21 protein-coding genes and 1 tRNA gene are annotated in these 23706 nt (G+C 57.6%); 8 read left to right on the top strand and 14 right to left on the bottom strand.

The window, feature by feature from the left end; translation table 11 throughout:
- Window positions 1-41: 41 nt before the first annotated feature.
- Together parC and B8746_RS11855 are read left to right on the top strand one after the other, a co-directional pair.
- A complete protein-coding gene (parC, locus tag B8746_RS11860) occupies window positions 42-2276 on the top strand; it encodes a DNA topoisomerase IV subunit A (protein ID WP_084393873.1) in 2235 nt (744 codons plus the stop codon).
- 60 nt (window positions 2277-2336) lie between these two features.
- Window positions 2337-2897, top strand: coding sequence for a LemA family protein (locus B8746_RS11855; protein ID WP_084393872.1), 561 nt, complete (start codon window positions 2337-2339; stop codon window positions 2895-2897).
- A gap of 63 nt (window positions 2898-2960) precedes the next feature.
- On the opposite strand, the gene B8746_RS11850 is transcribed toward B8746_RS11855, so the two are convergent.
- From B8746_RS11850 to B8746_RS11825, 6 genes are read right to left on the bottom strand one after another with little or no spacing between them, the layout of a single operon-like run.
- A complete protein-coding gene (locus B8746_RS11850) occupies window positions 2961-4541 on the bottom strand; it encodes a TRAP transporter large permease (protein ID WP_084393871.1) in 1581 nt (526 codons plus the stop codon).
- A complete protein-coding gene (locus tag B8746_RS11845) occupies window positions 4531-5199 on the bottom strand; it encodes a TRAP transporter small permease subunit (RefSeq protein WP_084393870.1) in 669 nt (222 codons plus the stop codon). Before B8746_RS11845 ends, B8746_RS11850 begins: the two co-directional genes overlap by 11 nt.
- A gap of 10 nt (window positions 5200-5209) precedes the next feature.
- Complete coding sequence (locus tag B8746_RS11840) at window positions 5210-6325, bottom strand: TRAP transporter substrate-binding protein (protein WP_084393869.1); 1116 nt, start codon at window positions 6323-6325, stop codon at window positions 5210-5212.
- Between the two features lie 54 nt (window positions 6326-6379).
- Window positions 6380-7144: an arginyltransferase gene (locus B8746_RS11835; RefSeq protein ID WP_084393868.1), complete on the bottom strand. Its 765-nt coding sequence runs from the start codon at window positions 7142-7144 to the stop codon at window positions 6380-6382.
- 12 nt (window positions 7145-7156) lie between these two features.
- The gene (locus B8746_RS11830) at window positions 7157-8995 is read right to left on the bottom strand and encodes an SLC13 family permease (RefSeq protein ID WP_084393867.1); all 1839 of its coding nucleotides are present in this window, start codon (window positions 8993-8995) and stop codon (window positions 7157-7159) included.
- Between the two features lie 44 nt (window positions 8996-9039).
- Window positions 9040-9678: an OmpA family protein gene (locus B8746_RS11825; RefSeq protein WP_158084617.1), complete on the bottom strand. Its 639-nt coding sequence runs from the start codon at window positions 9676-9678 to the stop codon at window positions 9040-9042.
- Window positions 9679-9909: 231 nt separating this feature from the next.
- Here B8746_RS11825 and B8746_RS11820 point away from each other — a divergent pair, with 231 nt between their 5' ends.
- Genes B8746_RS11820 through B8746_RS11810 form a run of 3 tightly spaced genes read left to right on the top strand, consistent with a single transcriptional unit; the run spans window position 9910 to window position 12250 of the window.
- The gene (locus B8746_RS11820) at window positions 9910-10776 is read left to right on the top strand and encodes an NAD(P)-dependent oxidoreductase (RefSeq protein WP_084393865.1); all 867 of its coding nucleotides are present in this window, start codon (window positions 9910-9912) and stop codon (window positions 10774-10776) included.
- A gap of 1 nt (window position 10777) precedes the next feature.
- Window positions 10778-11776, top strand: coding sequence for a TIGR00341 family protein (locus B8746_RS11815; RefSeq protein WP_084393864.1), 999 nt, complete (start codon window positions 10778-10780; stop codon window positions 11774-11776).
- A 39-nt stretch (window positions 11777-11815) separates the two neighbouring features.
- Window positions 11816-12250, top strand: coding sequence for a DUF1801 domain-containing protein (locus tag B8746_RS11810; protein ID WP_084393863.1), 435 nt, complete (start codon window positions 11816-11818; stop codon window positions 12248-12250).
- A 1-nt stretch (window position 12251) separates the two neighbouring features.
- Here B8746_RS11810 and dacB read toward each other — a convergent pair whose 3' ends face one another.
- The 4 genes from dacB to B8746_RS11790 all read right to left on the bottom strand — a co-directional run bounded on the left by dacB (window position 12252) and on the right by B8746_RS11790 (window position 15550).
- A complete protein-coding gene (gene dacB / locus B8746_RS11805; RefSeq protein WP_158084616.1) occupies window positions 12252-13682 on the bottom strand; it encodes a D-alanyl-D-alanine carboxypeptidase/D-alanyl-D-alanine endopeptidase in 1431 nt (476 codons plus the stop codon).
- Between the two features lie 26 nt (window positions 13683-13708).
- Window positions 13709-14713, bottom strand: coding sequence for a porphobilinogen synthase (gene hemB, locus B8746_RS11800; protein ID WP_084393861.1), 1005 nt, complete (start codon window positions 14711-14713; stop codon window positions 13709-13711).
- A complete protein-coding gene (locus tag B8746_RS11795; protein WP_084393860.1) occupies window positions 14710-15117 on the bottom strand; it encodes a GNAT family N-acetyltransferase in 408 nt (135 codons plus the stop codon). The genes hemB and B8746_RS11795 overlap by 4 nt, the downstream gene beginning before the upstream one ends.
- Before the next feature lie 157 nt (window positions 15118-15274).
- A complete protein-coding gene (locus B8746_RS11790) occupies window positions 15275-15550 on the bottom strand; it encodes a PilZ domain-containing protein (RefSeq protein ID WP_084393859.1) in 276 nt (91 codons plus the stop codon).
- A 327-nt stretch (window positions 15551-15877) separates the two neighbouring features.
- Between B8746_RS11790 and B8746_RS11785 the strand changes: the two genes are divergently transcribed.
- On the top strand, window positions 15878-16372 hold the full coding sequence (locus B8746_RS11785) for a MarR family winged helix-turn-helix transcriptional regulator (RefSeq protein ID WP_233124218.1): 495 nt from the start codon (window positions 15878-15880) through the stop codon (window positions 16370-16372).
- Between the two features lie 53 nt (window positions 16373-16425).
- Window positions 16426-17124: a hypothetical protein gene (locus B8746_RS11780; protein WP_084393858.1), complete on the top strand. Its 699-nt coding sequence runs from the start codon at window positions 16426-16428 to the stop codon at window positions 17122-17124.
- On the opposite strand, the gene B8746_RS11775 is transcribed toward B8746_RS11780, so the two are convergent.
- Window positions 17110-17652, bottom strand: a complete 543-nt coding sequence (locus B8746_RS11775) for a c-type cytochrome (protein WP_084393857.1) — start codon at window positions 17650-17652, stop codon at window positions 17110-17112. The two genes, B8746_RS11780 and B8746_RS11775, sit on opposite strands and share 15 nt — an antisense overlap.
- A 534-nt stretch (window positions 17653-18186) precedes the next feature.
- On the opposite strand from B8746_RS11775, the gene B8746_RS11770 reads away from it, so the two are divergent.
- Window positions 18187-21216, top strand: coding sequence for an SdrD B-like domain-containing protein (locus B8746_RS11770; protein WP_158084615.1), 3030 nt, complete (start codon window positions 18187-18189; stop codon window positions 21214-21216).
- Window positions 21217-21270: 54 nt separating this feature from the next.
- Here the strand turns inward: B8746_RS11770 and tig are convergent, their stop codons facing one another.
- From tig to B8746_RS11755, 3 genes are all read right to left on the bottom strand, one after another.
- Complete coding sequence (tig, locus tag B8746_RS11765; RefSeq protein WP_084394230.1) at window positions 21271-22605, bottom strand: trigger factor; 1335 nt, start codon at window positions 22603-22605, stop codon at window positions 21271-21273.
- Window positions 22606-22731: 126 nt separating this feature from the next.
- Window positions 22732-22816 (bottom strand) — tRNA-Leu (locus tag B8746_RS11760).
- Window positions 22817-22856: 40 nt separating this feature from the next.
- Complete coding sequence (locus tag B8746_RS11755) at window positions 22857-23702, bottom strand: NAD(P)H-hydrate dehydratase (protein WP_084393855.1); 846 nt, start codon at window positions 23700-23702, stop codon at window positions 22857-22859.
- Between the last annotated feature and the right edge of the window lie 4 nt (window positions 23703-23706).

Genomic DNA, 23706 nt, shown 5'->3' with positions numbered 1-23706 from the left:
GCTGGCTGATTCCCGACAGGGAACAAGAATAGGGAGCCGACATGTCCGACCTTCTGGACCATGAAGATGGCAAGATTATCAACGAGCCGCTCAGTGAGGCACTGACGAAGCGCTATCTCGCATATGCGCTGTCGACGATTACGTCGCGGGCGCTGCCAGATGTCCGGGACGGCCTGAAACCTGTCCAGCGCCGCATCCTGTACGGCATGCGAGAACTAAAGCTTGATCCCGATGCAGGGTTCCGCAAGTGCGCCAAGATTGTCGGTGACGTGATGGGTAATTTCCACCCGCACGGCGACAGCGCAATTTATGACACCCTGGTGCGTCTGGCGCAGGACTTTTCGGTTCGCTATCCACTCGTCGATGGTCAGGGCAATTTCGGCAACATCGATGGTGATAATGCGGCCGCCTATCGTTATACCGAAGCGCGAATGACCGAAGCAGCCAAGCTGCTTCTTGAAGGCCTCAATGAGGACGCGGTAGACTTCAAGGACAATTATTCCGAAACAGACACAGAGCCTGTCGTCCTGCCGGCAGGATACCCGAACCTGCTTGCGAACGGCGCGACGGGTATTGCGGTCGGCATGGCGACCTCGATCCCACCACATAATGTGGCCGAGGTGATCGATGCGGCGCTGCTGCTGATCGACAACAAGGACACGTCCATAACCGAGCTGATGAATGTCATGCCTGGGCCGGATTTCCCGACAGGCGGCGTCATCGTCGAACCGCGCAGCGCCATTCGCGAAGCCTATGAAACAGGTCGTGGCGGCTTCCGCATCCGAGCGCGCTGGCACGTCGAAGACCTGGGACGCGGGACATGGCAGGTCATTGTCACCGAGATTCCCTATCAGGTTCAGAAATCCCGACTGATCGAGAAACTGGCCGAACTCATCGAGAGCAAGAAGGCACCACTCCTGAGCGATGTGCGGGACGAGAGCGCAGAAGACATCCGCATCGTGCTCGAGCCCCGTGCAAAGACCGTCGAGCCGGACGTCCTGATGGAGAGTCTGTTCAAGCTCTGTGATTTCGAATCGCGCTTCTCGATGAACATGAACGTGCTGCACAAGGACGCGCCGCGCGTCATGGGTCTGCGCGAAGTGCTTCAGGCCTATCTCGACCACCGCCGTGAAGTGGTGGTGCGCCGGGCTGCGTTCCGTCTGGACAAGATCGAGAAACGTCTGCACCTGCTCGATGGCTATCTGATCGCCTATCTCAATATTGATGAGGTCATCCGCATCATTCGTGAGGAGGATGAGCCGAAACAGGTCATGATGGACCGCTTCGGAATTACCGACGTCCAGGCCGAAGCGATTCTCAATCTCCGCCTGCGCGCCTTGCGCAAGCTGGAAGAAATGGAAATCAAGCGCGAGCATGAATCGCTCATGGAGGAGCGCGCTGAAATCGAAGCACTGCTTGGGTCGACCCGCCGCCAATGGACGAAGGTCGGCAAGGAGCTCAAGGAAGCGCGCAAGTCCTTTGATCCGGAAAGCGAACTTGGCCGCCGCCGGGCTGCTTTTGAGGACGCGCCGGAGATTGATCTGACCGCTGCGCTCGAGGCGTCGACGCCGAAAGAGCCGCTGACTGTTGTCCTGTCGTCCATGGGCTGGATACGTGGCTTGAAAGGCCATGGTGTCGATTTGGAAACGACCAAGTTCAAGGATGGCGACTCGCTGTACCTCAGCGAGGAAGTCTACACGACAGACAAGATCATCCTGATGGCAAGCGATGGTCGTGCCTTCACACTACCCTGTGACAAGCTTCCTGGCGGGCGAGGACATGGTGAGCCAATCCGACTGTCCATCGACCTTGAAGACAATGTCGACATCGTTTCCATGTTCAAGCTGGAGCCGGCTCGCAAGCGACTCGTCGCGTCCGACATCGGGTACGGTTTCATCGTGCCCGAGAATGAGCTGGAGTCGAACCGTAAAGCGGGCAAGTCATCGGTGAATACGGGTGGCGGCAGGCTGGTGCTGTGCGAACCGATCGAAGGTGACCGGATTGCCGTTATCGGTACGAACAAGAAGCTCCTGGTCTTCCCGCTGGATGAGTTGCCTGAAATGCCGCGCGGCAAGGGCGTGAAGCTGCAGAATTACCGTGGCAAGGAGACACTTGCCGATGCGATGACTTTCTTCCGCGAAGACGGTCTCTTCGTGAAGGATGCAGCCGGACGGTCCCGTGGCTTCCCGGAATGGGAAGAGTGGCTCGGCAAACGGGCACAAGCTGGCAAGGTTGCGCCAAAAGGGTTTCCGAAGTCGGGCCGGTTTGCGGGCTAACTTGCCACGATCCGCTGGCGCGGCTACTGCATTGATTGATTTAGAGGGTGGAGGTCTTCAATGACTGTTCTTTACGTACTCTTGGGGGCGCTTGCGATTATCGCAGTGTTCCTGATCGGTATCTATAACTCGCTGGTTTCCAAGAAACAGCGCGTGAATCAGGCCTTTGCCGACATCGACGTTCAGCTAAAGCAACGCCAGAACCTGATCCCGAACCTCGTGGAGACGGTAAAAGGCTATGCGACGCACGAGCGGGAGACGCTGGACGCAGTCATAACGGCCAGAAATTCGGCGGTAGCCGCCAACTCTCCTGGCGAGATGGCGCAGGCTGAAGGCATGCTGACCAGTGCGCTTGGAAAATTGTTCGCGCTGGCTGAGGCATATCCGGACCTCAAGGCGAACGAGAACTTCAAGGACTTGCAGGATGAACTATCCGTCATTGAAGACAAGCTTGCCGCCGCGCGCCGCTTCTATAACGCTGCTGTTCAGGACTACAACACGTCGCGCGAGCAGTTCCCGAACTCCATCGTCGCCGGCATGTTCAATTTTCCAGAACGCGAATTCTTCGATCTCGGTGGCGACCGCACGGCGCTTTCCACGGTACCGGAAGTAAAGTTCTAAGCTGCGATCGATACGGTAAAATCGTTCAGAAGAGCCCGCCGGATGTGTCCCAGGCGGGCTTTTCTATTTTGCGACAAGCGACGGAAGCCAAGTCGCAAGGCCGGGCAGGAAGGCCACGAGCAGGATCATAAGGATCTGTAGCCCGATGAACGGCAGCGCGCCCTGCCAGATGTCGCCAGTTCTGACAGTATCCGGGGCCGCGCCACGAAGATAGAACAGGGCGAACCCGAACGGCGGCGTCAGGAAGCTAGTCTGCAGGTTGAGCGCCATCAGGATGGCGAGCCAGACTGGGTCGAAACCCATAACAATCAGCGGCGGTGTTACCAGTGGCACGACGACGAATACGATCTCGATAAAGTCGAGGAAGAAGCCTAACAGGAACATGACCAGCATGGCACCTATCAAGGCGCCCCAGCGTCCGCCGGGAATGGAGGCGAGAATGTCAGCAACCGCTTCATCCCCGCCAAACCCTCGAAAAACGAGAGAGAACAGGGACGCGCCGATCAGGATCAGGAACACCATGGATGTAATGTGGACGGCGCTCTTGAAGGCCGGTTGAAGCTGCTTCTGGCGATGCAAGATAAACATGCTCGCAACAATGCCGATCAACAGGAGTACCGCGGCCAGCATCGTGATCATTGCACCGACAATGGCCTCTGTGGACAGAGTGTCTACGCCAAGACGCAGATCGGTCAGATTGCGCACGGTCAAAATAACAAGCGTCGCTGCGAAAGCGGCAATTACGAGCCGCTGGAGAAGAATTTCCTTCTCAGTACTGAGGCGAAGCCCTGAGAGCAGGAGCGCGCCCGCGACACCAATCGCGGCCGCTTCTGTTGGCGTAGCGACTCCGCCGAGAATCGCCCCTAGAACCGCGATAATGAGTACAAGAGGCGCTCCAAGTCCGAAGAGGATTTCCTTGCGGGTGAGCGGCGGGCCGTCCTCATTGATGGTGGCCGGGCATGCTCTTGGCCGGGCGAAGGCCATGAACGCAATATAGCTGAGATAAAGACCGACCAGGATCAGGCCGGGAATGAGCGCGCCTGCGAAAAGATCGCCTACGGATACCACGAAACTCGCCGATCCGATCTGCGATGCGGCCTGACTCGCGGCATTGGATACGGCGTCGGCCAGCAGAATGAGCACGATGCTCGGAGGAATGATCTGTCCGAGCGTACCAGAGGCAGCGATCGTTCCGGTAGCGAGTCTGGGATCATAATTCTTCTGAAGCATGGACGGCAGTGCAATGAGCGTCATAGTGATGACGGTGGCGCCCACAATGCCGGTTGACGCTGCGAGCAGCGCGCCTACGAGCACGACGGCATAACCGAGGCCGCCTCTGATGCGTCCAAGCAGGCGGCTAGCAATGTGCAGCAGATCCTCTGCGACCCGTGAACGCTCAAGGATTACGCCCATGATGACGAACAGCGGTACCGCAACCAGCGTTTCGTTCTGCATTATTGAGCCGCCTTGTATGCGGCTTGGCAAGGAGAGCAGGAGCGGTTCGGGAAACACTCCTAGAGCGATACCGAGAAGGGCAAATAGCAAGGCAACGCCGCCAAGGGTGAGCGCGACGGAATATCCTGCGAGCAGGGCGCCGATCGCGGTTGCGAACATCAGGAGAGCGAGGAGAACTTCAAGCTCCATAGTGTTTGCTCTCTGGTTCGGTATGGCCGCCTTTGCCCGGAGAGGTGCCCGTGAGGCGAAGGGCCGCTTTCAATGCGATTGAGAGCCCCTGCGCAAGAAGGAGCACAGCGAATGCGGGCACGAGCGTCTTGAACAGGAAGAGGAGTGGCAGGCCATCGGTTTCACGCGACCCTTCGAACAGGGACCAGGAGCGAGCGAGGCCCTGCTCTCCAGTCATCAGAATTCGGATGCAGATCGGGAACAGAAAGAAATAGGTGCCGGCGAGCTCGATCCAGTTGCGTCCTCTTTCGCCAAATCGCGGACGCAGGATGTCCACACGCACATGAGCGTCATCCATCAGCGCAGAAGCGGCGCCCAACATGAAAATTGTTGCGAATGCATAGATCACCGTCTCCGAAAGCCAGGTCCATGAGAGCGCAAATGCATAGCTCGCGATAACCACAGTCAGCTGCAGCAGGAACAAGAGGACCGCTGCCACGATAGCGACCGACAGGGCGAGCCGCGTCAAACGGTCAAGCTGGCGTGAGAGGAAGGTTGATGCCGCTTTAGAAATCTCGGGCAGAACGAGCGTGATCAATGGCAGCAGAAACAGGGGAAGCAGGCACAGCCCAATCCATTTCAGGACGCCACCGAGTGCAAGAAAAAAGTCCGCCCCCATAATACCTGAATTACTCCGACGATCCGAGTTCGCGTGCGGCGTAATAAGGTCCGTCCGAGACCGCGGCCCATTCGCGCATTGTCTTGAGGCCTGCCTCAAAGCTTGCGTAAATGCGCTTCTCAATTCCGTCCCGCCCGGAAGCGGCGCGGACATCAGCAGCGGCTTCGGCCATGGCTTTTACGACATCGTCCGGGAACGAGCGCAGCTGGACACCGTGATCATCTTTCAGAATATTGAGGTAGACCGCGTTCTGATAGGTGAATTCGCCAAGCGAAAGGTGGTTCACGGACTGGCAGGCCGCCTTGATCAGCGCCTGTTCGCCGGGCGTCATGCTTTCCCAGACCTTGAGGTTCACTCCTACGGCTAGACTGGCGCCCGGCTCATGGAAGCCTGGCCCGTAATAGTAGGGCGCTTCACGGTAGAAGCCGAGCGAATAGTCATTCCACGGGCCGACCCATTCGGTCGCATCGATATTGCCCGTCTGTAGCGCCTGATAGATTTCACCGCCCGGAAGCGCCTTGGCCGAGCCGCCAAGCGCGCGAAGCACATCTCCGCCCTGACCTGGAATGCGCATTTGCAGCCCGATCAGATCGTCCAGGCTGTTGATCTCCTTGCGAAACCAGCCGCCCATCTGGTGGCCCGTATTCGCGCCCTGAATAGCCTTGATGCCGAATTGTGCCGAGAGCTCGTCCCACAGTTCCTGCCCGCCGCCAAAGTCGATCCAGCCCATGATTTCCTGTGCCGTCATTCCAAAAGGCACGGCGGTAAAGAATGGGTAGGCGGTGGATTTCGCGGTCCAGTAATATTCGGCGCCATGGTACATGTCCGCTGAACCGTTGGCGACGGCGTCGAAACACTCAAATGGAGGAACGAGTTCGCCAGCCGCGTACACCTTAACCTCGATCAGGCCTTCGGACATTGCCAGGATCGATTCAGATACCCGTTCCGCGGCACGACCGAGGCCCGGCAGGCCCTTAGGCCATGTCGTCACCATGTTCAGGCGCCGACGGTTCCGGCTTATGGCGGGCGCAGCAAGATCGGCTGCCTTCTGTGGGTTGCCAAAGGAAGCGGCTGCTCCGCCAATACCAAGCAGCCCAGCGCCAAGCAGGTTGCGTCTTCGGATCAATCGGCCCTCCCGACCCTTCTGACTTTTCCCGCCTCTTTCGGGCGGGCAAAAGCACTACTCGTCGTCTTCAAGCCGACGCCAGACGGGTCCGTCAAGCACTTCCAGCGGCTGAAAGCGGCGCTTATAGTCCATTTTCTGGCTGCCCTTGATCCAGTAGCCAAGATAGACGTGTGGCAGGGCGTAGTCTTCAGCGCTCAAAATATGGTCGAGCACCATATATGTGCCCAGACTGCGCTGCGACTGCCGCGGATCAAAGAATGTATAGACCATTGAGAAGCCGTCCCGCAGGACGTCCGTCAGAGATACGGCCACCAGCGGTGAGTCGGGCTCTGACCCTTCGCGGTACTCGAACAGGAGTGTCTGCACCGGCGACTCGTTTATCATGCCGACATATTCGCGATAGCCCATGTCGGACATGCCGCCGCCCTTGTGACGCGCGAGAAGGTAATTCTTGAGCAAGCGGAACTGTTCGCGCGTTGCTTTGGGTTCGACGGGCGTGCGAACGAGATCCCTGTTCCGGTTGACGATGCGTGACTGGTTACGGCTCAGTTTGAAATTATTGGCATCAACGCGAACACTGCGGCATGCATTGCAGCTTGGGCAGGCAGGGCGATAGGCAACAGCCTGGCTGCGACGGAAACCTGCTTCGCTCAGCTGATGATGCAGGGCGTCCGGGGATGCTTGAGCGAGATGGGTGAAGGCCTTGCGCTCGAACTGGTCTTCCAGGTACGGGCAAGGGGTTGGCGCGGTGACGTAAAACCGCAACCCTCGGCGCAAGCCGGGAACAGAAAACAACGACTCATCAAGTTTCATCGTCATCAATTAACGCACTCAAAGTCCAAATCGCCAAGGGGCCAACAGCGTAAACGCCAACCATATCACCACAATCAATGGGCCACCAAACTTAATAAAGTCGAAGAACCTGTAATGACCAGGCGCCATGACAAGCATGTTCGTCTGATAAGCGATTGGCGAAGCGAAACTGCAATTGGCGGCATATATGACGGCCAGGATGTATGGAAGCGGATCTGCGTTTGACGCGTGTGCCGCTTCCAGGGCCACCGGAGCGAACAGGACGGCAGTCGCTGCATTGCTCAACACGTTTGTGAGGACTGCGACGCTGAGGAAAATCGCGGAGATGATGGCCAGTTCGCCATAGGGCGCAGCCGTAGACACAACGAGCTGCGCTATCAGGGAAGCAGCGCCCGTCATCTCAAGTGCGGTTCCCATTGCAAGCGCAGCTGCAATGACGAGGAAGATTCTCAGGTCGAGTGCCCGGCTTGCCTGCCGCGTATTTACGCACTGGAACAGGATCATGGCGACGGCGGCCGAAACCGATGCGATGAGAATGGACGTGATATTGAGGGCTGCCAGTGCAACCATGATGAGAGCAATGAGGCGTGCTGCCTGTCCTTTGGCGGTGATAGGTATTTCGCTTTGGGACCATTCCAGAAGTATGATGTCGCGACTGGTGCGTAGCCCCTGGAATGCGGAAGTCGGCCCGCACAGGAGAAGTGTGTCGCCTGCCTCGAGCCTTATCTGTCCAAGCTTTGCGCGGATCATTCTGGACCGGCGTTGAATGCCGAGCACAACAGACGACGTCAGGCGTCGGAAGCCGAGCATCTCAACGGTCCGGCCGGCCATTCGAGAGCCAGGTGCGATTACCGCCTCGACAAGGCTGAGTTGGGGCGCACTTGTGTCAACAGCCTCATCATCGTCCGCGCCCTGCCAGATCTGTTGCAGCATACCCGGGCGGGAGGCGAGCAGTTCAGTCAACGATTTGCGTGTGGCCGCCACAATCACCAGATCACCAGGACGCAATTGAAGGTCATCAAACGGCGGAAGGATGGCCCGCTCACCGCGCTGGATCATTCGCACTGTCATATTCTTGAGATCCGGAAACATTCCAGCTACGGGCGACTTCCCGATCAGGAAATGGTCCTCCGTCACTTCGATCTGCGCGACAAACTGTTTGCCGGTCGGCACGATTTCCTCTGCGAAAGTATCGCGGTTGGGCAGCATGAATTTCGAAAAGAGGAGAATGTAGATCATTCCGACAACCGCAAGCATCAGGCCCATGGGCGTCTGCGTGAAAAAGCCGAGTTCCGTACCTTCGATACGGACATAAGCATCGGCTGCCAGAAGGTTGGTGGACGTGCCGATGAGCGTTGTCATGCCAGCGAGGATCGAGACGAAGCTAAGGGGCATCATGAGCTTTGAGGGCGACGTCTTCATGCGCGCCGCGATGGCACTCATGATCGGGAGAAACATGATGACGACAGGCGTGTTGTTCGTCAGGGCGCTGATCGCGAAAACGGCCAGGAATGTTGTCAGCAATGTCAGGAAAGGCCGCTTGCCATAGGAAGACACAAGCGCCTTTGTCGGTCCGTCTATTGCGCCGGTCTGAAAGATACCCTGGCCAACGACAAGGAGCGCCATGATCGTTATGAGCGCCGGATTGCCGAAGCCCTGAAGCAGATCGTCGGCCCCGATAGGGCTACCATCCTTGCCGTTTGCGCCCGGCAGGGAAAAGATGATCATGAGCGCCGTTACCACGCCAATGGAAACAATCTCCATTGACCAACGGTCTAGCATGTACAGGACAATTGTGATCAGGACTGCAATCAGGCTGACCCACATGGGCCAATTCGATATGAGTTCTGCGGCCATTCGGCCTCCTCGCCTGCGATCTGGATCCCAGCGGATCACCGGATCTATTTAATGTGAACCACTATGCTCAAGCGCCGGTTTTGAGGCAAGTCAGACGGCCCATCCTGCAAGGGCCGCGTTTCGGCGAGGCCGGCGACGCTCTGAATGAGCGATCCATCTACACCGCCTTCGAGCAGGCCCCGGCGGGCAGCATTCGCCCGGTCAGCAGACAATTCCCAGTTCGAATAATTGTCCCGGCTTATTGGGTCGCTATCAGTGTGACCTTCGATGGACACCGGCAGGCTCAAGGCTGAAACGGCCTTTGCTGCCAGAGCAATTACTTCCTGACCACGCGGGTTAAGCGACGCATTTCCCTTGTCGAAGAGGGGAGAACGATCAAGGTCAACAAGTTCCAGTCGGATCAGCTTTCCATCTGCGTGCACGATGACGTTCGTCGCATGGTCGCGCAGCAGCTCCGATTCTTCCAGCGTCTCCATGACCGGCGCAATCGGATCGATTGGCAGAGCCGAGAGACTGGTGGTCGAGGCCGGGTGAGAGCCGAACTGACCGGCGATCTCTGCGCGCTGATCCTTCGATGCCCCGTGAATTAGCCACATGACGAGAAAGAAAGCGCACAGTGCCGTCAGGAAATCAGCATAGGCAAGTTTCCATGCGCCCTGGCGGCGAATGGGCGCGAGGGGCATTCTGCCAGCCCGGCGATATGAAGCGCTGTAATCAGCCATAGTGTTCCGATCATTCTGATCTGGAAACGTGGTTAACAGCTCTGTCTTGAAGTCTCGTCTCGCAAAACTGTTGAATTTGATGCAAATCAATCTGGTTTGAAAATTCCCGCAATTCTCCATCCACGCGGTCGATAAAGCTGGCTGCCCGATCTAGGTTGGTCAGGTTCGAGAATTCCAATCGGTGAGGCAATTATGAGCAAGTGCGCATTTCTGGGACTGGGCGTCATGGGTTTTCCCATGGCAGGTCATCTTTCGAGAAGCGGACATGATGTCAGTGTATGGAACCGCACTGCAAGGAAAGGCGCGGACTGGAGCAGCAAATTTAAGGGAAGCGTTGCCAAGGATGCGGCATCTGCAGTTTTCGGAAAGGAGTTTGTTCTTTTGTGCCTGGGAGATGATCCTGACGTAGAAGCCGTCTTTGACGAGATCGAGCCCAACCTGGCCGCCGGCATGATCGTCGTTGACCATACCACGGCCAGTGCGGGACTGGCCCGCAGGCTGAATGAACGCTGCCAGAAGCGGGGGGCCAGTTTCATCGACGCTCCGATATCCGGTGGTCAGGCCGGAGCGGAGAACGGCAAGCTCACTATCATGTGTGGCGGTAAAGACGCCGCGATGGCGAAGGCCGAACCCGTGATGAAGGCGTACGGGCACAGGATCACGCACATCGGGGAAAGCGGTGCAGGGCAGTTGGCCAAGTCCGTCAACCAGATCTGCATTGCGGGTATCGTCCAGGGGCTTTCTGAAGGGCTCCACTTTGCAGAGGCGAATGGACTCGACGTCGCCAAGGTTATTGAAGCGATTTCGGGCGGCGCTGCGCAGAGCTGGCAGATGGAAAACCGCTGGAAGACCATGTCGGAACGCGAATTTGAACATGGATTTGCGGTTGACTGGATGCGAAAGGATTTGCGAATTGCACTAGCAGCCGGAAATGCGGCCGGTGCATCGTTGCCGCTCACGGCTCTTGTCGACCAGTTCTACGCTGACGTCCAGGCAGCAGGCGGGCGTCGTTGGGATACATCCAGCCTGATTTCCCGCTTGAAGACGATCGAGAACTGATGTGCGCCAACTCGAAATTCATCTGAAGGCGCGAGATAGCGAAACGGTCATTCGGGCGATCAAGGCGTTTGAGCCCGTCGACTGGGTTCAGTTCAAGGTCCATCAGGAAGACCGGGTCTATCTGAAAGTCGTCATGCACGATGGTCGGTCTCAGGCGCTGTCTGACGCCATCTACAGGGCACTTGATACCTGCAAGGATTGGCGCGTAACCCTCATTCCGATCGAAGCGGTCATTCCGGCCCCGGAACCTCTGGAGGAGGAAGACAAGAAAGCTCAGCTGAAAGTGCTGCGGGAAGAACTGCTCGACGATGTGACGCGGGATGCCGCGCTGACGAGCGACTTTCTCATTCTTTCCGGGCTTTCAACCATCGTGGCGGCTATCGGCATGAATTCCAACGGCGTGGCAGCAGTTATCGGTGCCATGGTGATTGCGCCGCTTCTCGGTCCGATCCTGGGGTTTGCCCTGGGCAGTGGGCTTGGCAACATGGTCTTGCTCAAGGAGTCCGGCAAGACGCTGGTTGCAGGTTTGACGATTGCCTTGATTGTTGCTTTCGCGCTCTCCTTCATCCTGCCGATTAACTTTGAAAGCCAGCAGCTGATGTCGCGCACCCAGGTTCGCCTCGATAGCGTGGCGCTGGCATTGGCGGCGGGCGGCGCAGCTGCCTTGTCGATGGCGCAAGGCAAATCGGCCGTACTTGTCGGCGTTATGGTGGCGGCGGCATTACTGCCGCCAGGAGCGGCCCTCGGCCTCTTTCTGGGAGCGGGTGAGTTCGGGCTCGCATCGCGCTCCGCAATGTTGCTGTTCCTCAATATTGTATGTCTTCTGGTATCGGCGCTGGCGGTGTTCAGGCTGAAACAGATCAAGCCACGTGGCTGGATCGATCAGCAGAATGCTGATCGCGCTTTCTGGATAAATGTCGGCCTGTCAATCAGCCTGCTTGTCCTTCTTATGGTATTGATTGTCGTACTGGACCTCGGCGAGGCCGTGGACCTTGGATGACAATGGGCGTTCAGCGCTGGTCCGGTGCGGGAGAGGGGCATGGCGAAATCAGACAACAAAACAAAACAGACCGAGCAGTCGCCTGAAGCCTTTATTGCGTCGATTGATCATAAGACAAGGCGCGCCGATGCGGAGAGACTTCTGGAGATATTCAGCGAAGTCACAAATCTCGAACCAAGGATGTGGGGTCCGAGCATAATCGGGTTCGGCCGCTATCACTACAAATACGAGAGTGGCCGGGAAGGCGATTTCTTGATGACTGGATTCTCGCCACGAAAGGCCAATCTCGTCATCTATATCCTGCCGGGTTATCTCGATCTCTCGGACAAGCTGGAACGCTTGGGTAAACACAAGCTCGGCAAGTCCTGCCTGTACATAAACAAGCTCGCGGATGTTGATGAAGGTGTCCTTCGCGAAGTCATAGACTTTGGGGTGCAATATATGCGCGCCAAATACGAAACGTGGGACGACTGAATCAGAGGTTGGATATCAGGTTCAGGAGAGCGTCGTCGATCAGACGTCGAGCTTCCCTGTGGGTCAGGCCGCTATCATTGACAAAGATAGCAAAGGCATAATTTTCGCCACTGACGCCCGTAAAGTAGCCCGCCAGCGCATCCGTGCCGAACACGCTTCCAGTCTTGGCGCGGATCACGCCTGGCATGAAAGAGGAGACAAAGCGCCGGGACAGTGTTCCGTCTTCACCGCTGCTGGCGATGAGCGGATACCACTCCTCGTACCAGGATTGCTCGCTCGCCCAGGCCAAGACGCTCGCCATCGCACCCGGAGAGATGCGGTTATAAACTGAAAGCCCCGACCCGTCGGCGATGTTGTATTCAAACTCGTTTGCACCTGCTTCTGCGAGAATATGTTCTACTAGCCAGATGCCGGATTCCGGCGTGCGGTCCGACAAGGTTAGCGAAATGTGGTGAAGCAGGGTTTCGCTGTCCACGTTACTGCTATCGTGCAGGATGGCTTGAATGGTCGAAATTGGATCGGGCGTCGGCAAGGCGTAGCGGGCGATTTCGACCCGGCTGTTGTGGCCGGATCCTGCCGGTAATGGAGCGCGTACGACATTGCCTGCTACGGAGACGTCGCGCTGCACCAACATTGAGCGCAGCACCTGCCCGACATAATAGGATGGGTCGCTGAGACCGAAGCGCAGGGGCAGGCTGGTGCCGGGAGGCAGATTTCCGCTGAACACAGCGCGATTGGTGCCAACCTGGAGGTCCAGCTCTAATTCCTGGCTGCCCGGATGCATGGTCACCGCGGACGTTTCGACATCGAAGGCCGGGAAGGAGGACCAGGCGAAGACTGGAGCAGACGCCGTTGCGTTTCTCGGGGCCGATATCTGGGCTGCCGCTTCTCCCCGGTCTGCGCTGAGCGCTGAGATTGCGGCCCCATAAGCGAATTTTAGATCATCATGGCTCCAGCCATCGGGGCGGTAGGGAGAGCGAAATAGCGTGTCATCCACGATAACCGAATCCACCTGTCTGATACCGGAGCTAGCCAGCGCGTCAGCGAGCGAGGATAGACAGTTGTTCTGGCAATCCTGTGCGACAGACAGCGTCACATCACCGGTACCAATGAGGCGCACATCCGGAAGGCTTTCTGCATCTTCGCGTACCTCAACCGAGAGGACCGTCCCTTTCGGCCATCCCGAATTATCGAAGTCGCCGAGATAGTGAAAGGCGGCAATAGTGGTGAGCAGTTTCTGGCTGGAGGCTGGCAGGAAGCGTTGTCTGGCATTGCGCTCGACGACTGGAGTGCCGTCCAGACGCATCACCGAAAGACCGATATTTCCGCCCTTGAGGTCCAGCGAGTCTAGATATGCACCCGTTGACTGGGCGTTCGCCGTCATCATTCCGGTAGAGCCGACAATCGCGGCTGCAATGAGCCGAATGATCAAACGTCGAGAAAAATGCCAGGTCCGCATCAGTCGTTCAGGAGTTCGCCTGCGTATTCGGCAAAGTAGGTGATAATTCCAGCGGCGCCGGCCCTCTTGAAGGAAAGCAGGGTTTCCATCATGACCCGGTCTCCATCGATCCAGCCGCGCGCGCTAGCCGCCTTTATCTGAGCATATTCACCTGAGACCTGAAAGGCGATCGTCGGGATGGCGAAGGTTTCGGAAACCCTGCGGACAATGTCGAGATAGGGCAGGCCGGGCTTGACCATCACCATGTCGGCGCCCTCAGCAATGTCCATGGCCACTTCACGCAAGGCTTCATCGCTATTCGCTGGGTTTTGCTGATAGGTTTTCTTGTCGCCCTTCAGGGCAGTCGCCGAGCCAATGGCATCGCGATAAGGACCATAGAAGCCGCTGGCATATTTCGCTGCGTAGGAGAGGATCATCGTATTGGTGTGCCCCGCCGCCTCCAGGGCTTTGCGGATGGCTCCAATCCGGCCATCCATCATGTCCGATGGCGCGACCACATCTGCGCCGGCTTCCGCCTGGACAATCGCTTGCTGCACCAGCATTTCGCTGGTCTCGTCATTCAAGACGTAGCCTTCGGAATCGATCAGCCCGTCATGTCCATGCGATGTGTAGGGATCCAGAGCGACATCGCAGATAATGCCAACATCTGGCGCTGCGTCTTTCATTGCCTTGATGACATCAGGAATAAGCCCGTCCGGATTCAGGGCTTCTCGGCCTGTTTCGTCTTTTCGCGACGGATTGATGTGCGGGAAAATTGCGATCGCTGGAATATTCAGGCTGCTGGCCTTTCGGGCAGCCTTGACGGCCTCAGAAACATTCAGACGATAGAGGTCGGGCATCGAACCGACGGGTATGCGCGCCTCATCGCCATCGTGCACGACCATCGACCATATCAGGTCCGATGGAGTGAGCACGTTTTCAGAGGTGAGAGACCTGATCCAGCCATTCTGGCGAAGGCGCCTGAGCCGTGTGGTCGGGAACTGCTGTGGAAATGGAGAAGTCATACGGGCTTCTTAGCGCGAATGAACCGCTTGCGAATACGCTTTCTCATAAAGATGCGCTTTGAAACGTCCATGAACGGGGCTTGCGCTTTTTCAATATCGACCATGAACGGTTCGTAATCTGTGCGTTTCACCGGTTTGTAGCCCAGGCTCGCATAGAAGGGGCCGTTCCATTCAACATCGCGAAAGGTCGAAAGCACGATTCTGGTCTGGCCCAGCTCCCTGGCCTTCGTCACCAGCTGGCGCATCAATGACCGTCCGATGCCGGATCGACCATATTCCGGGTGGACGCTGATCTGATCAAGATAGAGGGCGGTCGGTTTCAAGGTTACGAGGGTGAATCCGACGGCTCGTCCATCGGGGACTCTTGCGACGTCGAGACGATGGGATCGTATCGCCTCCTGCATGATATGCTTGGGTACGTGATCTTTAAGGGCCTCGCCGCTAAGAAGGCCGGTGGGGGCGAACAGCTGTCCGGCGGCCAGATCAACTTCAATCAGGCGGGGGATATCAGAGGGGCCGGCAGGTCCAATCGTAATATCCGGAATTGGCTCGCTCCTGAGATTATAGCGTGATGGTTTCAGATGAGATCAGGCGAACGCCGAGCAAGGGCCCCCGTTGCCACTGCTTGGCCGCCTTGCATTTCTTTATTTTCTGATGATCCGGGCTCACGATTTCGATAATGAACTTCTCGGGGACAACGAAGGTATTTGACAATAAAAGCTTCGCCCCGCGTTGAGAAATGTCCTTCACCACAAACGTAACCTTGAAGCCCGATTCCAGGATCAGCGTTCCGGTTGTGTTGATCTGAAACCGTACGTGCTCGCGATATTCTTCCATGGGCGCCGGGTATCCTGATTTGGTTGCGCTGGCTTTAACTTATCATAATGCCATCACGGTACCAGCAGTACGACGCAAGCAACCGGCTGCAGTTCAATCTGCAATAAGTAATCCAGTGAGCAACACCGCATCAGCGCATGCGCAATTCTATGTTGGGTGTAGAATAATTGACGTGAAGCCGATCCTCAAAACAGCGAAAATGAATAGAATCGGGGCGAAACATTAACGAATCGGGCGTCCGGAACGGCCATGTTTAACGAAATATCAGGAAGATCGGCGTAACTCTATTCAAACTACAACAAAAGTTGAGTGATGATGGTGGTAAATATGAACAACGCTGCGCAAGCAGTGACCGGTGAAGACACGGTTGCTGAATCTTTCCTGAAATCCCTTTCGCTGCTCGAGCAGGCTCATCGCCGTCTGCACGATGTCGTCAAGGATGATCTAGAGCGGGGCGGCGAGCGCCACCTCACAGGTGTCCAGGCCCTGCTGCTCTATGAAATTGGCGAGGGCGAAACGCCGGCTTCCACGCTTCGTGCCCGAGGCGCTTTTGCTGGAACGAGCCTGTCCTATAACATCAAGAAGCTGCAAGAGGGCGGATATTTGCTCCAGTCGCGCTCCGAAGCAGACAAACGAACGGTTCACCTTCGACTGACAGATCGCGGTCACAAGGTACGCGAGCGAGTGGAAGGCCTCTTTGCCAAGCAGGCGACCGCACTGGAGCCGACGGCCAGCGTCCGCCCGAACGATCTGACGCAGCTCAACAAGACTGTCTCGCGACTTGAGCGCTTCTGGTCTGACCAGATCCGCTTCCGCCTTTAATCTGGGCGCACACTTTTCAACGTATGACGGAGGGCCTATAACGCCTTCCGTCTATGCTGAGGTGGGGCTGTCTCGTTGCGATCGCGTGCTGGGCTCCGGCTGCGAATGCCGGTCCCTGGACCCGCCATGACGACGAATTCTATACCCGTCTTGCGATATCACGATCATCCGTTCAGTCGCTGAATGCGGTGCGCTACGATACTTACTCCGAATATGGTGTAACCGATCAGTGGACCGCCACTTTCAAGTATGAACGGCTGGATTTCGACCGCTACCCGGAATTCAGCTCAGATGGCTGGCGCGCGACAGCAAGGCGCGGTTTTCGGTTCTCTCCCAGCATCGTCGTGTCCTTGGAGGGCGGCGTGCTGAGGGGCGCTGCGATTGGTGGTGCAGCCGCTTGCGAAGCGTTAGGCGCTGAGGCCAGGGCCGGGCTTGGGCAATCGCTGACCTACAAGCTCAAAAAGAAGTCCGTGCCGGCGTTCTGGTTTGCAGAGGCTGCCTATCGTATTCACGAAGACGGCTGCAACCGCAAACGCTTCGAGGTCGGCTACGGTCAGGAGGTTTTTTCGAACGTCTGGGCGATCTCGCAAGCCTGGTTCGACGATGGCACCCATAATGCCGGTTCCAGCAAGTACCAGTTCGAGTATCTCTGGAAGGCAGAGACGTTTGAGCTTTCTATCGGATCGCTCACCGAATTTGGCGGCGAATTTGAAGAAAGCGCCGTATTCCTGGCAATTTCACGGATCTTCTGACGGAGGCGCCGCAGGCGGCGTGTATCCACTTTCCAGCATCAGATAGGCGATGACAGCAGTGCGGTCGGTTGGCTTCCGTACGCCGAGAAAGCTCATATTGTTTCCCGGCAGGTAGGATTTCGGATTGGCAAGCCATTCATCAACATGCTTCGGCGTCCAAACGAAATCCGCTTCTTTCAGCGCGCTCGAATAATTAAAACGCTCCAGTGAACCGGCTTTGCGCCCAAAGATGCCGTGAAGGTTAGGGCCGACCAGATTCTGACCGCCTTCGGTCACTGTGTGGCAGGCTGCGCAAAGTTTGAAGGTCCGCCGCCCCAGAGAATAGCTTGCCTCAGAATAGGGCGCGGGCAGTGCTGAGAAATCGCCTGAGCCCTCGGGGCTCCTGGCAGAGGAAGTATCGCCTCCACTCCCCGTCGAGGTGATCTCAGGCTGTTGAGGCGCATCGGGGGACTGATTTTCGACACCACCACAAGCAGCCAGCACTGCAAGAGCTGAAAAAATAGAAAATATTGTTTTAAATTCAGGCATTATGACGCGCCTTTGATGGGAATTCCGCGAAATTCGTTTGAGCGTGGTGAGCTTGCTTCATCGATTGCACAAACAGGTCGACGTGTCGTGGGGCCAGATGTCGCTCTGCCTGAGCCTTTCCCTTGCTGCAGATGCAGCCCTTTAAGGTGGATATTAACCGCCTGCAGCTACGATTTCCCCAAGAAGAATAATTATTGGGTGTTAAAATGTTTTCATTGCGATCTGGCCTGCTGGCTGGAGCGCTGGCCTTTGCGGGCAGTGCTCTTGCGGATTCTCGCAGTGCCGATGTGTGGTTGTCCAGGACAGTGGAGCAGGTAACTGACGGACGGAGCGTGACCACGCTGGATCAGACGTTCGAATTAAGCAGCTTGTCATCCCATCCGCAAATCGTTGTCCACTCGTCGGGTAGAGTCGGTCGCCAGAGCTTTCCTGCCCAGCTTGCCGAAGACGGCCCGTCATCGCCGGAATGCCGTGCGCTGACCAGTGCTCCTGCCTGCTGATTATTGAGGCTGCGCCGGCGTTCGGCGCATGAGAATGGCTCTCCGGTTCGACATATCTGTCCTTGTGACATTGATTGTGCTGGCTGCGACTCCGGTCACAGCAGCGCAGGACGGTGCGCGCAATGATTCGCTGACGGTCACGCAGCCAGAGGCATATGTCGTTTCCGGCGACGGCCAGACAGTACAAGCGGGGGCATTGATCACCGACGGAACGCCAATCGAGTACCGGGACATCACCGTGGACGGTGTCGTGACATCCGTGCGGACGCGCCGAGTGACGCCTCACAGCGAAGCTTACCTGCTGCAGGCGGAACCGATTGCCGAAATCCTGCACGGCCGGTTCGAGCGTAAAGGCACAATCCTGAGTTACTTCCGCATGCAGGATGGAGCGGTAATGACGCTCGACTTTGCCGACGGCAAGGTTCGCTCGAACGGCGTTGTTCTTGGCAAATTGCCAAACTTTGAGCCGGCAGAGCAAGCCAGTCTTTGGCTCGACCCGAATGCTGTCGCCGTCCTTACTGGCACCGTTCTCAGCCACGCCGCCGATGGCGAATTGGTTTTCGTTCTTGACCAGCGGCTTCGGTCGAGATTCGATTTCGATCTGTGGGTCAACGGGCGACCAATCGATGCGCGTGGCAGTGAGGCGCGAACGATTGGGCCTGTTCTGCTGGTGCCATTGCGCCCGGTGGCTGCGGCTCTTGGGCATGAGGTGAGGTCTGAGTCAGGCTTCGTCACAATTGTTCGCGCTCAGGATTCTGCGGTAATCCGGCTAGACCTTGCATCGGGGCTTATCTCGATCAACGGGACGCCGCGCGGTGTGGCAGCGAACATGTCGTTCGCCGATCGCGATCAACTGCTTCTGCCATTCTCCGCAATTGAAACGCTTACGGGTACGCATATCACCGTGCAGTCCGGCTCCAACCGTATCAATGTGCAACTCGGTGACAGGCTGGACGGTGCGGCGCTACCAGGCGAAATGGTGGCTTCAGAAATCGGCAATACGCCGTTTACGCCCGAAGCCCTCAGCTACCAGCTGAGCGATCGCGGTCCGGTTCGCGCCGAATTCAGTAGCCGCGTCGCCCGTTTCAACTCGCGCCTGACCTATGAGAGTGCTGGCGGCCTTCAGCGTTCGAAAGAGCTGCAACCACGCTGGTTGTCTCTCGACGTGCAGAGCCTGGATGGCTGGGTTGGTAGCGTAGGTGATTATAGCGACCGGTTCCGCGAATTGTCCGGGGTAGATGTCTCTCGTATTCGCGGTCTGTCTTATCGAGAACAGACGGATGACGGGTCGATCGTTGCGGTGGCTGCCGGCGTCACGCTGACTGGGTCTGAACGGCTTAGCGAGACCGCGTCAAAGCCGGAATTCGCCGACTTTGCTGCAGGCGTGCGGCTGATGCAGCTGGATGGTGCGCAGGAACTCGGCGTATCGATGAAGACCTCCGATGATGGCAACACGTCGGCATTCGTATTGTCCGGCCAGAAAGTGTTCGACACAGGCGACCAGGAAGGCCCGCTTCAATCTGTGTATCTCTCAGCTGATGCGGGCCATTTCGACACTTCCATTGGTTCAGGTCTGGAAATGCGTGCCCGCGTTGAGACCCGATATAAGCTGACTGACCAGATCAATGCCGCCATTACTGCTTACCGGGATGGCGAAAAGTTCGCTGCTGCTGCAAGCGAGTCCGCTTTTGAGGGTGTGTTTGACAACCGGATTGGCGCGCGCACCGGCGGTTATGCCTCGACGGACTGGCGGAGCGCTGACTCATGGGGCGTCCTGCAATACGTCGCGGTCGGCGCGCGGGTAAGTTACAACCATGTGTCGGGCAGCAATGAAATCACGACGCGGTCGCTGGCTGCCTCGGTGAGTACGCGCATCGGGCGGGAAGGACCGGATCTGTCTATCGACGTCGATCAGACGCGGGCGGAGACCGCTGGAGCGGGTTCAGATGCCGTTTCGGTCCGCGCGCGCGCTTTCCAGCGATTTGACTGGGGCAATGGTCAGGCAAGTTTCACGTCACAAGAGGGTGAGGCGGGCACGACCCAGCAGGCTGTCGTTACCGTGCAGACCAACCCTCTGCGCAAGAGCTTCGGTGATGGAGCATTCGCATCGGTAGCGCCGTCTACAACTCTTGCCTGGATCGATGGTCGTGCGTCCCTGCGGGCCGGCGCTTCGGCGGCGTTCTCGACGGGTGCGAAACTCGGAGACAGAGTCACTGTAGATGGCCAGTTCGCCGCGCTAACAAGCGTGAAGCCGGACGATAATGCAACCCGCTATTTTGCCAATTTGCAGGCGCGCTACCTCATCAACGCCAAGACGGAGTTTGTCGCGACGTATTTCGACGACCTGCAAGGACAGAACGACCTGTCCGTAGCCATTCGTGGAACCATCACATTCAACGAGCCGCGAAAGCACACGATCCCGCTTGAAGATCGCGGTGTGCTGACGGGCAGGGTGTTTGTCGACCTCAATCGAGACGGCGTTCGGCAGGAGAACGAGCCGGGGCTGCCAGGTGCTCGGGTCAGTGTGAAAGGCACGCGTCTGTCCTTCGCTGCAGACAGGGACGGGAATTTCACGATCCAGAACATGAAAGAGGGCCTGTTCGGCCTTTCGATCAGTCGGCAGAGCCTTCCGCTCGGCTGCATGGTCGCGGAAGGTCAGATGTCGAAGGCGACGATCTCTAGTGGACGCAGGACGAATGTCGAGATCCCGGTCATCATGTCTGGGCAGCTGCGCGGCGCCGTCTTTATCGACATGGATGGTGACGGCAAGGCCTCTCCGGGCGATCAGCGCCTGGAAGGGCAGACGATCCAGCTGATCGAGACGCAAACATCCAACACCACCGAAGCAGCGTCCGCATCTTTCGGGCAATATGCATTCGAGAACCTCGCTGCAGGTGAATACAAGTTGCGTGTGATGATCGGCTGGCAGGAATTTGTCGTCACGGCTGTTTTGACGGACGATAATTTGCTGCAGGTCGTGCCCATAGCCATTCCGCCCGACCTGGTTGGTGCAGACACCACGCCAGCGAGCGAGCCTACCGTCGAAGCCGCGGAAGCAGCATGAAAAAAGCCCGGCAGCGAAAACTGCCGGGCCCAGGATTTTCAATTCGGCGAAAAACTATTCTTCGTCTTCCTTGAGGAGGTCTTCCCTGGAGACCTTCTTGTCGGAGACCTTCACGTTCTCGAGCAGGTAGTCGACAACCTTGTCCTCGTAGATCGGGGCGCGCAGCTGCGCCATTGCGTTCGGGTTCTGCTGGAAGAACTCAATGACCTGACGCTCCTGCCCTGGATAGCGTTGCGCTTCGCGGATCAGGGCCTGCTGGACTTCCTGCTCGGAGATCTTGATGTCCTGAAGACGGCCAATTTCCGCCAGGACCAGACCAAGGCGAACGCGGCGCTCAGCAATTGCGCGGTATTCTTCCTTCAGCTTTTCTTCCGGCTTGTCCTTGTCTTCATCGCTTGCGCGACCGGCATCCATTTCTGACTGCAGCTGTTGCCAGATCTGGTCGAACTCCATGTCGACCATTTTCGGCGGAAGCTCGAAGTCGTGGGCCTTGTCGAGCTCGTCGAGCAAGGCGCGCTTGGCTTTGGCGCGTGATGCGTTGTCGAGCTCGGCCTGAAGCTGGTCGCTGACAAGCTTTTTCAGCTCTTCCAGGGAATCGATCCCGAGGCCCTTTGCGAATTCCTCGTCGATTTCCGGCGTCTTTGGTGCGCGAACCTCATGAACGGTCACTTCGAACACAGCCGCTTTGCCGGCGAGGTGTTCGGCCTGGTACTGCTCGGGGAAAGTGACCTCGACATCCTTCTTGTCGCCGGCCTTCGTTCCAACCAGCTGCTCTTCAAAGCCGGGGATAAAGCTGCCCGATCCCAGAACGAGCGAGTGACCTTCTGCAGCGCCGCCTTCAAAGGCTTCTCCGTCAACCTTTCCGACGAAATCAATCAGCACGGCGTCGCCATCGCGAGCTTTTGCGGTCTTGCCGCGGGCTTCAAATTTCTGATTGTTTTCAGCGACGCGGCCAAGCGCTTCGTCCAGCGCGGCGTCATCCACTTCCGATACCGGACGCGTGATCTTGATCTTGGAAGTATCGGCCGGTTCGAAGTCCGGCATGACATCTACGTGCATGTGATAGGCGAGGTCTTCCTTGCCATCGAGCACGGCTTCCATGTCGCTTTCCATGTGCATGTCTGGCTGTGAAGCCGGACGGATATCCGCGTCGGCGATGGCCTTTTCGCTGGATTCCTTCATGGCAGCTTCGACAACTTCACCCATGATGGATTTGCCGAACATCTTCTTGACGTGAGCGGCAGGAACCTTGCCTGGGCGGAAGCCTTTCAGGCGCATCTGCGGGCGGATTTCTTCAATCTTTGCGTCGAAGCGGGTTTTCAGCTCGCTTGCAGGCACCTTGACCTTGTACATGCGGCTCAGGCCATCGGTGGTTTCGGTGCATTCCATGTCTGTCATTCCTTGTGCCGGGTCGGCCTTTGCGACCGGACGTTCTGGCATCGATTATCCTAGAAGCGGCGGTGTATGTCACAGCGTGGCGCGACTGTCTACGCGTGGGACATGACCAATCTCACATGGTGCGGATGGAGGGACTTGAACCCCCACGCCTCGCGGCGCCAGAACCTAAATCTGGTGCGTCTACCAATTTCGCCACATCCGCTATGTGTGGAGGGCTCTCGTACTCAGCTCCGCCGAACGGTTCAAGACCGCGATGCATAAAAGCTTGCGAGGATGCCAGGCAACATTTCGGGCAGGTCTTCCGCGATCATGCCGGGGCCAAACCGGAGACTGGCATCGCCATGTACCCAGACGGCCGCGCAGGCCGCGTGATAGGCCGACATGCCCTGCGCCATCAGCCCGCCCGTGATGCCAGCCAGGACGTCACCGCTGCCGGCGGTCGCCAGAAAGGGTGATGCATGGCGGTTGATCACGACCCGGCCATCTGGATTAGCGATTACAGTTTCGGCGCCCTTGAGAATCATGACGGCACCCGACACGGAGGATGCGCTCTTCGCAGCTTCAATGCGACCAAGCTGATCCAGCAGGCCAGGAAAGACTCTTTCGAATTCGCCTTCATGTGGTGTCAGCACGGTCGTCGGACGGAGGTGCTTGAACAGATCTTTCGGCGCATCCTTGAACACCGTCAGCGCATCGGCGTCCAGCACGGCGCTTTCTGCAGTCGCCAGAACAGATATGACGTTGCGGGCCGTGGCTTCGGTGACGCCAGCTGCTGGGCCAATGACGGTGCAATTCGTCTCGCTCGCCAGAGATGACAGGCTGTCGCTATCGTGAAAGGCCTTTACCATTACAGCTGTCGAGTGAACGGCGTTGACCAGAACCGAGGCCGGCGGCGAGAGCAGGCTGACCAGACCGGCCCCAATGCGAAGACCCGCGCGCGCGGCCAGGCGTGCGGCCCCGGTCGCAGAGGGAGGGCCCGTTACGCAGCCCAGGTGACCACGCCGGTATTTGTGCCCCTCAGCATCCGGCCAGGGCCAATGCTCAAGCCACAGCTCAGGTGAATTTTTCTCAGGATTGATCTTTGGCAATCAG

It is taken from the genome of Henriciella pelagia, from assembly GCF_002088945.1.
Classification (GTDB): domain Bacteria; phylum Pseudomonadota; class Alphaproteobacteria; order Caulobacterales; family Hyphomonadaceae; genus Henriciella; species Henriciella pelagia.
The sequence above is the reverse complement of the archived record's forward strand: the minus strand, read 5'-3'. Positions and strand labels throughout refer to the sequence as shown.

Bases quoted from the DNA above. Each gene is read 5' to 3' on its own strand.
- parC (WP_084393873.1), top strand. From the start codon at position 42: ATGTCCGACCTTCTGGACCATGAAGATGGCAAGATTATCAACGAGCCG.
- B8746_RS11855 (WP_084393872.1), top strand. From the start codon at position 2,337: ATGACTGTTCTTTACGTACTCTTGGGGGCGCTTGCGATTATCGCAGTG.
- B8746_RS11850 (WP_084393871.1), bottom strand. From the start codon at position 4,541: ATGGAGCTTGAAGTTCTCCTCGCTCTCCTGATGTTCGCAACCGCGATC.
- B8746_RS11845 (WP_084393870.1), bottom strand. From the start codon at position 5,199: ATGGGGGCGGACTTTTTTCTTGCACTCGGTGGCGTCCTGAAATGGATT.
- B8746_RS11835 (WP_084393868.1), bottom strand. From the start codon at position 7,144: ATGACGATGAAACTTGATGAGTCGTTGTTTTCTGTTCCCGGCTTGCGC.
- B8746_RS11830 (WP_084393867.1), bottom strand. From the start codon at position 8,995: ATGGCCGCAGAACTCATATCGAATTGGCCCATGTGGGTCAGCCTGATT.
- B8746_RS11825 (WP_158084617.1), bottom strand. From the start codon at position 9,678: ATGCCCCTCGCGCCCATTCGCCGCCAGGGCGCATGGAAACTTGCCTAT.
- B8746_RS11820 (WP_084393865.1), top strand. From the start codon at position 9,910: ATGAGCAAGTGCGCATTTCTGGGACTGGGCGTCATGGGTTTTCCCATG.
- B8746_RS11810 (WP_084393863.1), top strand. From the start codon at position 11,816: ATGGCGAAATCAGACAACAAAACAAAACAGACCGAGCAGTCGCCTGAA.
- hemB (WP_084393861.1), bottom strand. From the start codon at position 14,713: ATGACTTCTCCATTTCCACAGCAGTTCCCGACCACACGGCTCAGGCGC.
- B8746_RS11795 (WP_084393860.1), bottom strand. From the start codon at position 15,117: ATGCAGGAGGCGATACGATCCCATCGTCTCGACGTCGCAAGAGTCCCC.
- B8746_RS11790 (WP_084393859.1), bottom strand. From the start codon at position 15,550: ATGGAAGAATATCGCGAGCACGTACGGTTTCAGATCAACACAACCGGA.
- B8746_RS11785 (WP_233124218.1), top strand. From the start codon at position 15,878: ATGAACAACGCTGCGCAAGCAGTGACCGGTGAAGACACGGTTGCTGAA.
- B8746_RS11780 (WP_084393858.1), top strand. From the start codon at position 16,426: ATGCTGAGGTGGGGCTGTCTCGTTGCGATCGCGTGCTGGGCTCCGGCT.
- B8746_RS11775 (WP_084393857.1), bottom strand. From the start codon at position 17,652: ATGCCTGAATTTAAAACAATATTTTCTATTTTTTCAGCTCTTGCAGTG.
- B8746_RS11770 (WP_158084615.1), top strand. From the start codon at position 18,187: ATGGCTCTCCGGTTCGACATATCTGTCCTTGTGACATTGATTGTGCTG.
- tig (WP_084394230.1), bottom strand. From the start codon at position 22,605: ATGGAATGCACCGAAACCACCGATGGCCTGAGCCGCATGTACAAGGTC.